Annotated in this window: 15 protein-coding genes; 5 read left to right on the top strand and 10 right to left on the bottom strand. The window is 59.7% G+C overall.

From position 1 onward, the window contains the following. Positions 1-417: 417 nt before the first annotated feature. Both purM and purC read right to left on the bottom strand, forming a co-directional pair. Positions 418-1,413: a phosphoribosylformylglycinamidine cyclo-ligase gene (gene purM / locus LG374_RS00005; RefSeq protein WP_225755774.1), complete on the bottom strand. Its 996-nt coding sequence runs from the start codon at positions 1,411-1,413 to the stop codon at positions 418-420. 104 nt (positions 1,414-1,517) lie between these two features. Beyond that, positions 1,518-2,249: a phosphoribosylaminoimidazolesuccinocarboxamide synthase gene (gene purC, locus LG374_RS00010; RefSeq protein WP_225755775.1), complete on the bottom strand. Its 732-nt coding sequence runs from the start codon at positions 2,247-2,249 to the stop codon at positions 1,518-1,520. A 103-nt stretch (positions 2,250-2,352) separates the two neighbouring features. Here purC and LG374_RS00015 point away from each other — a divergent pair, with 103 nt between their 5' ends. The 3 genes from LG374_RS00015 to rnhB are packed head-to-tail and all read left to right on the top strand — an operon-like array spanning position 2,353 to position 3,337. Continuing rightward, positions 2,353-2,541, top strand: a complete 189-nt coding sequence (locus tag LG374_RS00015; RefSeq protein ID WP_006986785.1) for a 2-hydroxymuconate tautomerase — start codon at positions 2,353-2,355, stop codon at positions 2,539-2,541. Continuing rightward, complete coding sequence (locus tag LG374_RS00020) at positions 2,538-2,750, top strand: SlyX family protein (RefSeq protein WP_225755776.1); 213 nt, start codon at positions 2,538-2,540, stop codon at positions 2,748-2,750. Before LG374_RS00015 ends, LG374_RS00020 begins: the two co-directional genes overlap by 4 nt. Then, positions 2,750-3,337 (top strand): ribonuclease HII, encoded by a 588-nt coding sequence (rnhB, locus tag LG374_RS00025; protein ID WP_225755777.1) that lies wholly within the window; start codon positions 2,750-2,752, stop codon positions 3,335-3,337. The genes LG374_RS00020 and rnhB overlap by 1 nt, the downstream gene beginning before the upstream one ends. On the opposite strand, the gene mgtE is transcribed toward rnhB, so the two are convergent. From mgtE to LG374_RS00045, 4 genes are all read right to left on the bottom strand, one after another. After that, entirely contained in the window at positions 3,323-4,756 is a 1,434-nt protein-coding gene (gene mgtE / locus LG374_RS00030; RefSeq protein ID WP_225755778.1) for a magnesium transporter, read from the bottom strand. The two genes, rnhB and mgtE, sit on opposite strands and share 15 nt — an antisense overlap. Positions 4,757-4,798: 42 nt before the next feature. Next, complete coding sequence (locus tag LG374_RS00035; RefSeq protein ID WP_225755779.1) at positions 4,799-6,178, bottom strand: patatin-like phospholipase family protein; 1,380 nt, start codon at positions 6,176-6,178, stop codon at positions 4,799-4,801. 2 nt (positions 6,179-6,180) lie between these two features. After that, the gene (locus LG374_RS00040; RefSeq protein WP_225755780.1) at positions 6,181-6,456 is read right to left on the bottom strand and encodes a hypothetical protein; all 276 of its coding nucleotides are present in this window, start codon (positions 6,454-6,456) and stop codon (positions 6,181-6,183) included. A gap of 500 nt (positions 6,457-6,956) precedes the next feature. Further along, the gene (locus LG374_RS00045; RefSeq protein ID WP_225755781.1) at positions 6,957-7,460 is read right to left on the bottom strand and encodes a TIGR02281 family clan AA aspartic protease; all 504 of its coding nucleotides are present in this window, start codon (positions 7,458-7,460) and stop codon (positions 6,957-6,959) included. A 19-nt stretch (positions 7,461-7,479) separates the two neighbouring features. Between LG374_RS00045 and LG374_RS00050 the strand changes: the two genes are divergently transcribed. Further along, complete coding sequence (locus LG374_RS00050; protein ID WP_225755782.1) at positions 7,480-8,172, top strand: tellurite resistance TerB family protein; 693 nt, start codon at positions 7,480-7,482, stop codon at positions 8,170-8,172. Between the two features lie 93 nt (positions 8,173-8,265). Here the strand turns inward: LG374_RS00050 and speD are convergent, their stop codons facing one another. The 4 genes from speD to LG374_RS00070 all read right to left on the bottom strand — a co-directional run bounded on the left by speD (position 8,266) and on the right by LG374_RS00070 (position 12,435). Continuing rightward, positions 8,266-8,631 (bottom strand): adenosylmethionine decarboxylase, encoded by a 366-nt coding sequence (gene speD, locus LG374_RS00055; protein ID WP_225755783.1) that lies wholly within the window; start codon positions 8,629-8,631, stop codon positions 8,266-8,268. Further along, positions 8,628-9,485, bottom strand: a complete 858-nt coding sequence (locus tag LG374_RS00060) for a hypothetical protein (RefSeq protein ID WP_225755784.1) — start codon at positions 9,483-9,485, stop codon at positions 8,628-8,630. Before LG374_RS00060 ends, speD begins: the two co-directional genes overlap by 4 nt. Beyond that, positions 9,482-11,350: a 3'-5' exonuclease gene (locus tag LG374_RS00065; RefSeq protein ID WP_225755785.1), complete on the bottom strand. Its 1,869-nt coding sequence runs from the start codon at positions 11,348-11,350 to the stop codon at positions 9,482-9,484. The genes LG374_RS00060 and LG374_RS00065 overlap by 4 nt, the downstream gene beginning before the upstream one ends. Positions 11,351-11,463: 113 nt before the next feature. Beyond that, positions 11,464-12,435 carry a nitroreductase family protein gene (locus LG374_RS00070; RefSeq protein WP_225755786.1) on the bottom strand — a complete coding sequence of 324 codons (972 nt, stop codon included), beginning with the start codon at positions 12,433-12,435 and terminating at the stop codon, positions 11,464-11,466. A gap of 127 nt (positions 12,436-12,562) precedes the next feature. Between LG374_RS00070 and LG374_RS00075 the strand changes: the two genes are divergently transcribed. Continuing rightward, complete coding sequence (locus LG374_RS00075) at positions 12,563-13,444, top strand: aldo/keto reductase (RefSeq protein ID WP_225755787.1); 882 nt, start codon at positions 12,563-12,565, stop codon at positions 13,442-13,444. The last annotated feature ends 17 nt before the right edge of the window (positions 13,445-13,461 follow it).

The raw sequence follows: 13,461 nt of genomic DNA on the forward strand, positions 1-13,461 counted from the left end.
CGCACCCGCAGAAAAGACACCCCAACGCCCCCGCCAGAAAGACAGCACAAACCCCCCGCAACAAGGGACGCAACACCGCCCCGGAGAAAAAAAAAAGCCAACCCCCCGGTGGACAAGAAGGAAAAACCGCCGCTTGAACGAAGCGACAAACCCGCCGCTTGAACGAAGCGACAAAACCGCCGCTTGAACGAAGCGACAAAACCGCCGCTTGTGGTTTTGCTGCTACGCGAATGGGTTTAACCCCACGCCAGCCCCTCGCTCACCAAGTGAGGGGCTTTTTGTTGTGTACGGATGCCGGATGTTGTGTAAAGGGCTACCGCGCGGCAGTCTGTGCGACAAAACCGTCGCTTGGCGAGCTTTTGGAGATAAGGAAATGAAAACGGCGGGCATTGCCCGCCGCTCTGTGCGTACAGATTTTTATCGCAATATCAGTGGGGCATCACCACTCTGCATTTCCCCAATGATACATGCGGCTTCGCCATGCGTTTGCAAGGTGGCGAGGATGGCGTCCGCTTCGCTTGCCGGGGCGATGAAGATGAAGCCGATGCCCATGTTGAAGGTGCCGTAGCTTTCTTCCCGCTTGACGTGTTGCAGGACGGTGTCCATGAGCGGCAGGGTGGGAAAGGATGCGGTATCGACCACGGCAGTGAGGCCTTTGCGATAGGCGCGCGGCAGGTTTTCCGGTAGGCCGCCGCCAGTGATGTGGGCAAGGCCGTGCACGCGGTGTTTGCCGAGAACATCCAGGACGGGTTTGACGTAGATTTTGGTCGGGGTGAGCAGGTGTTCGCCGATGGTTTTGCCATCATGCGTGGCGTTGAGGTCGGTGAAGATTTTGCGCAGCAGTGAGTAGCCGTTGCTGTGGTAGCCGCTGGACGGCAGGCCGATGAGGATGTCGCCCGCTTCTACTTTGCTGCCGTCGATAAGGTCATCTTTTTCGACGACGCCGACGGCAAATCCCGCGATGTCGTATTCGCCCGCCTGGTAGAAGCCGGGCATTTCGGCGGTTTCGCCGCCGATGAGGGCCGCGCCCGCCTGTGTGCAGCCTTCGGCCACGCCTTTGACGATGTCGGCGGCGACTGCCGGTTCGAGTTTGCCGCAGGCGAGGTAGTCGAGGAAGTATTGCGGCGCGGCGCCGTGGCAGAGGATGTCGTTCACGCACATGGCGACGGCGTCGATGCCGATGGTGTCGTATTTTTCGAGGGCGAAGGCGATTTTGAGTTTGGTGCCGACGCCGTCGGTGCCGGATACGAGGATGGGATGTTTGTAGCCGCTCAGGTCGTAAAAGGCGCCGAAGGCGCCGATTTGTCCGAGGACGCGGGCGTTGTGTGTTGCGCCTGCGTATTGTTTGATGCGTTCGACGGTGTCGTAGCCCGCTTCTTTGTCCACGCCCGCACTTTTGTAGTCGAGGTTCATGTGTTCTCCGGTTTGTTGGGTTAGCGGGCCTGGTTTATGTGTTGCCCCCCCTCCGTCGCAAAGCGACCCCTCCCCCGCAAGCGGGGGGAGGTTTTTTAGTGGTTTTATTCGTCCTCTTCTTCTTCCTCAAGTTCTTCGAGGCGGTCGAGGATGTCCTGGTAAGCTTCGATCAGGCCGCCCATGTCACGACGGAAGCGGTCTTTGTCGAGTTTTTCGTTGGTGTCGGCATCCCAGAGGCGGCAGCTGTCCGGGCTGATTTCGTCAGCGAGGACGATTTCGCCGTCGGCGGTGCGGCCAAATTCGATTTTGAAGTCCACCAGGAGTACGTCGCATTCGTCGAAGATGTCGAAAAGGACGGCGTTGATCTGGTCGGTGAGTTCGTAGATGCGGTCGAGTTCTTCGTAGGTGGCGATGCCGAGGGCGACAGCGTGGTCGTCGTTAATCAGCGGGTCGCCGAGTTCGTCGTTTTTGTAGCAGATTTCGAAGATGGGGTATTCGGTCTCGGTGCCTTCTTCGAAGCCGAGGCGCGCCGCCATGGAGCCGGCGATGACGTTCCTGACGATGACTTCAAGCGGGATGATTTCGACTTTTTCGCAGAGTTGTTCGCGCTCGTTCAGGGTCTCGCGGTAGTGGGTGGGGATGCCGGCGGTGATAAGGGCACGGAAGATCAGCGTGGCTATGCGGTTGTTGAGGATGCCTTTGCCTTCGATGATTTCATGTTTGGCGCCGTTGCCGGCGGTGGCATCGTCGTTGTAGTGAATGATGACGAGCTCCGGATCGTCGGTCGCATAAATGGCCTTGGATTTGCCGGTATAGAGCAGCGCTTTTTTTTCCATGTTACACCTCGGTTAGGGTTGAAGGACGCGGGCATTATAGCGAGTTCGCGCGGCTTGGGACTATAATCCAAGTCCCTTAATTGCATCTGTTTTCGAGGTATTTATGCCCATTGTCAATATCAAGATTGTGGAAGGCCGCAGTGTCGAACAGAAACGTGCGCTTGCGAAGAATGTTACCCGCGCCGTGGCCGAGAGCATCGGCGTGCCGGAAAGCGCCATCTGGATCAGCATCGAGGATTTGAAGGCGGAAAATCTCGCCCAAGGCGGCGAGCTGCGCCTGGACCGCCAGTGACGGGCGAGTTGGAGGCGCGTTTGGAACGCCTGGAATCGCGCTTGGCGTATCAGGAGGATTTGCTGGCGGAGTTGAATGCGGGCGTCGCTGCCCTGCGCGAGCTGCTGGATTTGCAGCAGGGGCAGTTGCGCCTGCTGTGGCAACAGTTGCAGGAGCGCGATGTGCGCGAACCACGCAATCCGGCGGACGAGATTCCGCCGCATTTTTGATGCTGGCGCTGACTGCCGGGGTGGACGAGGCCGGGCGCGGCGCGCTGGTCGGCAATGTCGTTGCCGCCGCAGTGATACTGCCCGCGCGGTTCGCTTTGCCCGGCCTGACTGACAGCAAGAAACTGCGCGCGCGACAGCGCGAGGTGCTGTTTGACGGCATCACGGCACAGGCATTGGCGTGGTGCGCCGCTGTTGCCTCGCCCGCCGAGATTGACGCGCTGAATATCCATCATGCGACGCTGCTCGCCATGCGGCGCGCGGTCGAGGGACTCGCGACCGCGCCGCAGCAGGTGCTGGTGGACGGCAAGTTCACGCCCACTCTCGCCATGCCGGCGCGGGCGATTGTCGGCGGGGATGCGAGCGAGGCCTGCATCGCCGCCGCTTCCATCATCGCCAAAGTTACGCGGGACCGGCAGATGGCGGAGCTGGACGCGCGTTTTCCCGGCTACGGTTTCGCCGCGCACAAGGGCTATGGCACCAGGGCGCATCTCGCCGCGCTCGCCCGCCTCGGTGCAACGCCGGAACACCGCCGCAGTTATACGCCGGTCAGGGCGGTACTGGCGGGCGGTTTGTTACAGCAGGAATAGGGTCGCGAGGCCGAGGAAGATAAAGAAGCCGCCGGAGTCGGTGACGGCGGTAATCAGCACTGAGCTGCCGAGTGCCGGGTCGCGTCCGGTTTTTTCCATGATGACCGGGATGAGGACGCCGACGGTTGCCGCCAGCAGCAGGTTCAGCGTCATCGCTGCCACCATGACGAAGCCGATACCGATGTTGTCATAGAGCAGCCAGGAGACAAGCCCCATCACGCTACCCCAGAGAAGGCCGTTCACCAGCGCCACGCCGATTTCTTTGCGCAGCAGTTTGCCCGCTTGTGCGGTGGAGAGCTGCCCCATCGCCAGCGCGCGCACGATCATGGTGATGGTCTGGTTGCCGGAGTTGCCGCCGATGCCGGCGACAATCGGCATCAGGGTGGCGAGCGCCACAATTTTTTCGATGGAACCTTCAAAGGCGCCGATGACGCGGCTGGCGAGGAAGGCGGTGCAGAGGTTGATGGCAAGCCACATCCAGCGGTTTTTTACGGAATCAAGTACCGGCGCGAAAAGGTCTTCTTCTTCTTGTAAACCTGCCATATTGAGCATGTCGGCATCGGACTCTTCGCGGATGACGTCCACGATTTCGTCGATGGTGATGCGCCCGATGAGTTTGCGGTTTGCATCTACCACCGGCGCGGTAACGAGGTCGTAGCGTTCGAAGGCCTGCGCGGCGTCTTCGACGTCGTCTTCGGGGTGAAAGAGAACGACGTCTTTGATCATGATGTCTTCAACGCGTTTGTCCGGCGCGGAAACGAGCAGTTTGCGCAGGAGTAGTACACCGCGCAGGACGTCGTCTTCATCGGTAACAAAGATTTTATCGGTGTGATCCGGCAGACGGTCGAAGCGGCGCAGGTAGCGCAGGACGACTTCGCAGGTGACGTCGGCGCGGATGTCGAGCATTTCAAAGTCCATGATGGCGCCGACCTGGTTGTCTTCGTAGGACATTGCCGCCTGGATTTGCGCGCGCTCTTCGGCATCCCGCGTGCTCAGGGCTTCGTGCACCACTTCGCGTGGCAGGTCATCAGCGAGTTCCGCCAGTTCGTCGGCATCCAGATCATCAACCGCCGCCAGCATTTCCTCTTGATCCATCATGCCAATGAGACTTTCGCGCACGGCGTCCGAGACTTCGAGCAAGACTTCGCCGTCTTCTTCCGGCACGGCAAGATGCCAGACGAGCATCCGCTCTTCCTGCGGCAGGGATTCGAGAATGTCGGCGACGTCGGCGGGATGCAGCTCAACAAGGTTGGTGTTGAGTTCTGCCAATGCCGCTTGTTGCGCAGGATTGTCCAGTTGTGTCGTCCCGGCCATGATGGCGGCAGCAGCGGGCATCAGGGTTTCAACGAGCTGGTGGATGCGCTCAATATTGGCTGAGGGACGTTCGCGGGTATCGTCGGTGCGGTGTTCTTCGGTCATGGCGGTTTCCTCGCTGGATGGCTGCGCAAAAAACAGCGAATTTTACCTGTTTTGTGCGGCGGGCGACGGCGATCTGCTCCGGTAAAGATGCAGCGGATCGGCGGGCAGGGCAGGGCGGTTGCCTTTCAGGCCGGGCAGGTTGCGGTAGGTCGTATTTTGTTCGAGCAGGATTTTTGCGCTCTGCCGCAGGGCGCGGATATCCGCTTCCGGCAGGTAGAAGGTGGTGCCGATGTTGAGTACCTGCTGTTTCAGGGTGCCGTCGGGCAGGTCATCCAGGTTGAGGTCGATGAAGTGCAGGGCGACGCGGTTTTTACCGCCGTGTGCGTTCCAATCATCGGCGAAGCGGCGGAAGTTGCGGATGCTTTCCTGGGTGTTGCCGTCGATGGGAACGTTGATGATGGCACTTGCTACGTCCATCAGGCCGGGGATGGCCGGGCTCTGGTCGATGCTGCTGTCGAGGCGGTTTTGTGCGTTGACGCTGATGACGACGATATCGCGCACTTTGCCATCGGTGATGTGGCGGTAAATATTGTCGCCGCCGTAGATGTCGGCGAAATCGAGCAGGCTGCGCAGGCCGAGGTTATCGGTCAGGCCGCCGTCGAGCAGGTGGATGTAGGGGCGGGCGGCGCTGTTCTGGTAGGGCGTGGTGAAGCGCTGCACGGCCTGTTCGCCCGTGGCACGCGGTGGGGGCTGGTAGTGGCAGTGGCCGCCGTGGTTATTCAGGGTCAGCGGCGCGAAGACCAGCGGCACGGCGCTGGAAGCGGCGACGGCGCGGGCAATCGGCAGGCGGTTCAGGTCGAGGCAGAGTGCATCAAAAAATTCCTGGGTGAATTCGATGCGCTGGCCGATGCTCATGTCGGTGGCACTGATGACGGCAAACGGCCCTTTGCGCCCGCTATCCAGCGCGGCGAAGGTCGCACCGTGGTAAAGCAGGCGGTCGAGTTCTTCGGCGAGCAGGTCGCCACGCCCGTATTCGGGGGCGGTGAGGCGTGGCAGGTTGGCAAGCGAGAAGAGTTGGCGCAGAACCGCGCTTTGCAGATTCTGACGCAGGAACTGCCGCTCGAATTGCGGCACGGTATCCGCGCCGTGCAGGGCGAGATAGGTGGCGAGGATGGAACCGCCGGAGACACCGTGCACGAGGTCGATTTTCGCGAGCAGTGATTCTGTTTTGCCATAACCGGTCACCGGTGTCGCCGCCAGCGTTTCCAGCACACCGTAGCCGAAGGCAGCCGCACGCGTGCCGCCGCCGGAGAAAAGGAGGACGAGCAGCAGGCCGTCGTCGTTTTGTGTGGTATCGAGGGCCGCTTCCAGGCGGTAACCGCGACTGCGGTCAACGTGATCAATAGTGGCGAGCGGCTGATATTCGATAAGCGAACAGGCGGCAAGGAGGAACGGCAGCAGGAAGAGGATGAGGCGGCGCATAGTCAGGCAAGGTGGGTGAAGAAGCGGATGACAATCAGGATGGCTACGACAATTTCTGCGGCGAGAAACACAGCAAAATAGGTGTAGCCAACTCGCGGCGGCTGGCGGCGGGTGATGACACCGATGATGACGAGCGCGAGGAAAGCAATAGCGGTGAGCGCAACGAGGTAGCCAATGACGACGAGGCCAATCAGGGAATAGCGGGCGATAGGCTGATGCGCGGATTCCGCCGCGATCCAGGCGGCGAGCAGGAGGAGGATGTTGTCGATGCCAAACATGGAGGCTCCGGGAATTGGGTGATCAGGGGGAGCGGTGCGGTTACCGGGTTTTGTCGCTATCGCGATTTGTCTGCTCCTTTCTCGCGGCACGAGCACTTCGCGTCTTCAAACCCTTCGCCGGGTACCCGCAAAAATGCTTGTGTTGTTGTGCAGATTAGCCGCTGGGGAAGGTTTTTTGGTCGAGTACGAAGCCCAAGGGGATCGTGAAATCGCTAATAGGGTAACAAGAGTTAGAAAGCAAAACAGCAAGTTATGGTTGAGGCCAAGGATGCCCTTGTGAAGGGCAGCACTATACGCAGGGTACAAAGGTATAAATACGAGGGATTATTGTTTTTCCACCCAAGATGACGGCTTGTTGCGCGCCTACAACACACGAGGAATCAATGGGTTACGCCATCACACTATTGCCTGCGCAAAAAGAAAGCAGGGCAAAAAAACTGTTTTACGAACATGGGATAAGCATCTTTCCCCCGCGCTTATACACAGTTTTTGTGGATAACTCAGGGGGTCGGTTGCAGGCGTAATTCGCCGCCTGATTGCTTCCATTCAAAATGGCGCAGGATTTGCATGCCGAGCAGTACTTCATCCTCCATCTGCGGCATCACCGTGGCGGGGACGCGCTCGAATTGCCAGCCGCCGAAGCCCAGTTCGTCCAGGGTAACGAGGCCGGCGTCGGTGACGCCGTTAGCGGTGCTGACCCGGCTGTGCCCGCGTGGTTGCAGGCCGATGCGCCGCGCCAGATTATCGCTCAGGGCTACGCCACTGGCGCCGGTGTCAAGCATGAAAATGACTGCTTCGCCGTTGATGGTGCCTGGGGTGCGGAAGTGGCCGTCGGCGGAGATTTTCAGGGTAAGCACGTCATCCACCGCCTGCGCGTGGCGGTTTGGCAGATGGGCGGCGGATTCGTGGCGGTTATAAGCGAAGAAGAATAGCGTGCAAAAAAGCAGGAAGACGATGAGCGCGAAGGCGGTGGCGTAGCGGCGGGCAAACGGCTGGGATTGCATGAATTCTCCGAAGCATGACATGATGACGACCCCATTCAACCGGCGACAAGGAGCCAATCTCGTGGACTTTAACAGCATTCTAAATCAGGTATTAAGCGGCGGGCAGCAAATCGCGCGCCAGGGTGGCAACCTGCTCGGCGGCGTCAACCGCGACACCCTCAAAGGTTTTGGCGGCGGCGTGGCGGCGACCAGCCTGCTCTCATTGCTCATGGGGCGCAAAGGCTTTGGCCGCAGCGCCCTGGAACTCGGCTCGATGGCCGCCCTCGGCGCACTTGCCTATAACGCCTGGAAAAACTATCAGGGTGGGCAGCAGACTGCGGGACAACAGCAACCGCTTTTGCCCGCTACCGAACGCTCCCCAGCGCAGGCCGCTCAGGCTGGCGAACTGACAATGAAAGTGATGATTGCTGCCGCCGCTGCTGACGGCCGCATTGATGAAGCGGAAAGCCAGAGCATCCTCACGCAAATCGGCGCGGAAAGCGCGGAAGTGCGGCAATGGCTGGAAGCGCAACTGCGCCGTCCAGCGACGCCGCAGGAAATTGCCGCTGCCGCTGGTGATGACCGTGTGCTTGCTTCCGAACTCTATCTCGCCGCGCGCGTAGTCTGCGGCGAACTGGACCGCAAGGAAATCGTCTTCCTGCACGAACTCGCCACCGCGCTCAAGCTTGATGACGGCATCGTCGCCCAGCTGGAGCAGCAGGCGGGATTCTGATCCGCAAGAAAAAGCCCGCTTAGGCGGGCTTTTTTCATAACTTTGTCATGTACAAAAAATCACCGCTTACTCTCTGGGACAGTGTTTCTTGGTTTAAGGCAGCACCTTATCGCCACAGCCGCGCGGAAATGCCCGCCAATCGCTGCGTGCAGGGCGCAGTGCCGCCTCAATGATGCGACGGGCACGGGCGATGTCGCCGCTGCAAAGATAGATGTCGAGAGCAGCAAAATGGTGCTCCGGCCAGGTGTGGATGCTGAGGTGCGATTCAGCGAGCAGCAACACACCAGTCACGCCTGCCCCCGCACCGAAATGGTGGAAATGGGCGGCGAGAATAGTCGCCCCCGCCGCTTGTGCCGCCTCGTGCAGGAGGTCTTCAAGACCTTCGGCATCGCCAAGCAGGGCGGCGTCGCAACCGTAGCAGTCGAGCAGGGTGTGGCTGCCGTAGCTGTAGGTGTTCATGGTGCTGGATAGGGGGTGAGGCGGCCATCCTGCCAGCGGTAGAGCTGCGTCGAGATGGTGTAGGGTGAGTCTTGTACGGCGTCGGTTTCTGCTCGCAGGCGGGCAAGGGCGGCGGGGTCATCTGCATCGCAGATAAATAAGGCATCGCGAGCGGCAACGGCGACAGCGGCGTTTCGGATGGGGAGTTGTTCAAGGAGAGGGTCGAGAAAAAATATGAGGCTGGCGTCGTACACCCCGTCCACGACGAATCGGTGCAGCAGGCCGTCCTGGCTGGTGTAACTGGTATAGCCGTGTTCGTCGATGTAGGCCGCGAGGTTTTCTTCGGCTTGTTGGGTGAGAACCCGGAGGTCGTCCAGGCCGAGAGCGGCGCTGTCGTCTGTGGTGAGGAAGCGCATATTGTGTTCGTTATCAACGACGAAGGTCAGCGCAAGGTCGCCCACAAGTGGGATGTTGTAGTGCCGCTCTGCGGCACGGTTGTCGTCCCCCAGGGCGGCGAGACTTTCTTGTAACCAGCTGTGGTTTTTGATGACGGGCAGGATTTGTGCCGCCTGCGGGATGTCGTCGCCGCTGATCATGCGTGCGGTTTCGTTGATGCCAGCGACGTACTGGCTGATGATTTCATTCAGGGCAGCGGGTTGTTGCTGGTAAACCTGCCACAGGTTTATCACGGAAGGGGTGAGTTCGGTGTCATCGGTAAAAGTGATATGTATGTGGCAGCCAGCGGCTTCTTTGGCGGTGTGGACGTCGATTTTGGCCCCTGGATGAGCTTGGCGGATGGCTTCAGCCAGGTGGTTGGTGAAGGTGGCCGGGTCAAGCGAGCGACGGCGGGGGAAGAGTTTTTGCAGGATGTTCATGGATGGCTTCCAGGTTGGTTCAATAAGCGGGTGTAGGTGTTCTCGCCAGCGGCGGTCAGCAGCAGGTGGCTTTGCGCGCGGGTCATGCCGACATAAAGCAGGCGGGCGTTTTGTTGGCGCTGTTCTTCGCTGTCGTCATGCAGGGTGTCCACACCACTGATGATGACGCGCGGAAATTCGCCGCCTTTGCTGCTGTGGAGGGTGCAAAGCAGGATTTTCTCCGGGTCGGGACGGTAGTGTTTGCGCTCGTCGCTGCTGATAGGGTTTTGCAGGGGAATCCCTGCCTGTTGTAGCGCTGCGCCGAGTTCCCTGCCCTGGTCTTTTCTGTAATAGAGGACCGCAATGTCGCCGTAGGGCGTGCCCGCTGCGTGCCAGGCGCGGATGGCGTCGGCGATGGTGCGGATTTCTTCGTCTCTGTTGGCGGTTTGCCGGTATTCGGGGGCGATACCGCTGTTGCCACCGCCACTTTCTGCGGCAAGGATGGGGATGGGCTGTGCTTCGTTTTCTGCGGTACTTTCGTTTTCTTCGTCTGCTTCGTCCGTCATTTCGCCATTGAGCGGGGTGTCGGTCATGAAGCGGTGTTTGAAGTCTTCGGCGTATTGGCAGATTTCTTCGCTGTTGCGGTAGTTCACGCGCAGGATGCGGGTGCGTCCCTGCGCCTGAATGCCGACGGAGGAGAGCGAGAAATCAATGCTGTGGCGCCCGGTGTAGAGGGTTTGCGCGTCGTCATAGAGCAGGAGCAGTTGTTGTGCTTTGCTATCAGCCCCTTCCGGCATTTTGGCAAGCGCGCACAGCCAGTCTTCGGCAAGGTCGTGGCCTTCGTCGATGAGGACGGCGCGGTATTGGCCGCCGGGGATGGTGCCGTCGTTGATAGCGGCGCAGACGGTTTTGGTGAAATCCTCGCCATATGGGGTTTTGAGGTGGTATTGCGTTTTCAGCTGGCTGCACCAGTCATGGAAATAGCGGATTTCCACGTTTTCCAGGCCATGCAGGCGCGCTTTGAGCAGGCTGGCGAGCATGATGTTGTAGCAGATGATAAGAATGGGTTTGCCAGGTTTTTCTGCGGCAAGCTGGCGGGCGCGGTATTGCAGGATGATGGTTTTGCCAGAACCGGCCACGCCGTGGATGACGCGGTGGCCGTCGCCCAGTTCGCGCGCAAGGCGTTCCTGGGCTTTGTCCATGATTTTGATGGTTTCGACGCGGTCGGGGTCGGCTTTGAAGAGTTCGCCCTGGGTGTCAGCGATGTATTCGGGATAGATGTGGGCACGCACGCGGCGGCATTCTTCGTCACTGAGGTTTATCGGGAATTTATATGGCAGCATGCCGTGCAGTTTGGCAAGAAAGTCGCGGCGACTGAGGACGCCTTCGAGGATGTCCTCTTTGTACCAGGTGAGATGAGGTGGGAAACAGGCGTGCAAGATTTCGGGCGGGATGTTAGTGAGGCGGTTGCTGCGCAACCAGTTGCTCATCACCGCACCAAAACCCCAGGGGAAGCGCAGTTTGCCCTGATATTTGCCGCTTGACTGACACAGTTGACTATCCGTTTTCATGTGGTCAATGACGGGAAGGCAGCAATCGCGCGCCTGCTCGATGGGATGGGCATAGGTTTCCGCGTCTTTCAGTGTCACGGTGTTTTTGTTCATGGCAGTGACGTTGCCCATATGCCAGTCCTTGATTTCCAGACACCACAAGCCATGGCCGGGGTGGAAGATAAGGAAATCCGGATAGCGGCGCTGTTCGCCATTACTGGGGACGTTGTACCAGACGAGGTAGTCGTTATCGAGATAGTCGCTAAGGAGCTGGGCGAAGCGTTTTTCGCCAACCGTCATTTTGTTTTTTTTCAGGGGGGTGAGGATTTGTGCCACAGAAAGTCCTTATGTGGGCGGTTGATAGGATTAAGAGGCGCTTATTTTACGCACCTGCGATTCACACTTCGCAGGTGCTTTTATTTAGCGATTTTCCCGGCTAGAAGATGGGCTCAAGCCCCGGACGCAATTACCTCGTCAATAGGGCGGCGGAGCGAGTAGGGTTGTTCAGCGGCATAGCCGATGCGCAGCAGGATCTGCGGATAGGCGTGGCTAATGGGCAGCGTTTCGCGCAATTCGGCGCGGATGGCCGCTACTTCGCAGGGCTGGTTGAGGAAGGCGCAGGCGAGGTTCGCAGCACTCAGGCGCAGCAGCAGGCGTTGCAGGACGCGACCGGTCGCGATGCGGGCGGCGTTGTCGTCGCTGTCGCTGCTGATAAGGAGCAGGTGCGAGGCGGCGGCGAGATGTTTAGCGTCGGTTTTGTTCTGGGTTTTGCCGTTCATCATGCTTTTAACGATGATTTTCGCCAGCCAGCGTGGCAGATTGGGCGCGCCCAGCACGGCGTTGCTGATGCCATCGTTGTGCGCCTCACTGTGTTTCCGGTTGTAGCGTATCCAGCTCAGCAGTTCGTTTTTGAAGGCGGGGTCGTTCATCTGTACGTCGTTACCCCGGCGGATAGCATCGCCCAGTTGGGTGAAGGCCGGCGTGTCGCGGGCGAAGGCGTGGATGTGGATGTTCGCGGTTGCTTCCGCCAGCAGGATTTGCAGAACGTCATCCGGCACCATCCGCCCGTCGCAGGTCGCGCGGTTGCTCTGGCGGCGCGTGATGCTGGCGGCGAGTGGGTCGGCGGGCAGGGCATCATCCGTACGCAGATGTACATCAATGCGGCCATCGGTGCTGATGCTCACTGTGCTGGCGTAGTGCAGGGTGGTGGCGTGCAGACAGAGGTTTTCCAGCGCGCAGCCGAGGCTGATGAGGAGTTCGCGCTGGTCGCCATCGACGGCGGGCAGTGTCCGCGCCGGGTCGGGCAGGATGGTGATGCCATCGGCGGTGGCGTGAAAATGCCAGGGCTGGCTGTTGTGTCCGGACGGCGCCCGGGTGGCGGCTGTGACCAGTTGGCGGAAAACGGTGTCGTTGACGTTCATGGGATCTCCTTATTTGTCTTGATGCCGCTCATTAAAGCACTTCCCCTGACTGCCTGCTCGCGATAGCGTTTATTCGTTCGTTCCCGCTGCTTACAATGCCCGCTTCATCCACTACGAGGTAAACCCCATGACCCAGCCCACTGCCACCCTGACCAACGGCGTTACCATCCCGATGCTCGGCTTCGGCGTCTATCAAGTGCTCCCCGAAGAATGCGAACGCGTCGTCATAGATGCCATTGCCAGCGGCTACCGCCATATCGATACCGCTGCCGCCTACTTCAACGAAGAACAAGTCGGCCGTGCCATCCGCGCAAGCGGCATCAAGCGGGAAGACATCTTCATCACCACCAAACTGTGGCTGAACAGCGCCAGCTACGATGCCGCCAAAGCACAATTCGAGCGCAGCCTGAACCGTCTGCAACTCGACTACCTCGACCTCTACCTTATCCACCAACCCTACGGCGACGTACACGGGGCATGGCGCGCCATCGAAGAACTTTTCGACGCGGGAAAAATCCGCGCCATCGGCGTCAGCAACTTCCACAGCGACCGCCTCGTCGATCTCGCCACCTTCAACCGCATCGCGCCGATGGTGAACCAGATTGAGGTCAACCCCTTTCACCAGCAGACGCGCGAAGTGGGCTACATGCAGGCAAACGGCATCACCGTCGCGGCCTGGGGATCATTCGCCGAGGGCAAATACGACTTCTTCAACCAGCCGTTACTCGTTGAAATCGGCCAGAAATACGGCAAAACGGCGGGGCAAGTAGCACTGCGCTGGCTCTACCAACGGGACATCGTCTCACTGGTGAAAACCGTGCGCCCCGAACGGATGCGGGAAAATCAGGCCATCTTCGACTTCGAACTGAGCAGCGACGACATGCTGCGCCTCACCACGCTGGACACCGGCCACAGCGCACTGGCCACCAGCCTGCCAAACAGCTTCTTTGACCACCGCGACCCCAACTTCGCGCGCTGGCTGACCGGCTTCAAGAACTGGGATGTGTGACGATGCCCAACAAAAAA

This window comes from Cardiobacterium sp. Marseille-Q4385 (assembly GCF_916618745.1).
Taxonomy (GTDB): Bacteria; Pseudomonadota; Gammaproteobacteria; order Cardiobacteriales; family Cardiobacteriaceae; genus Cardiobacterium.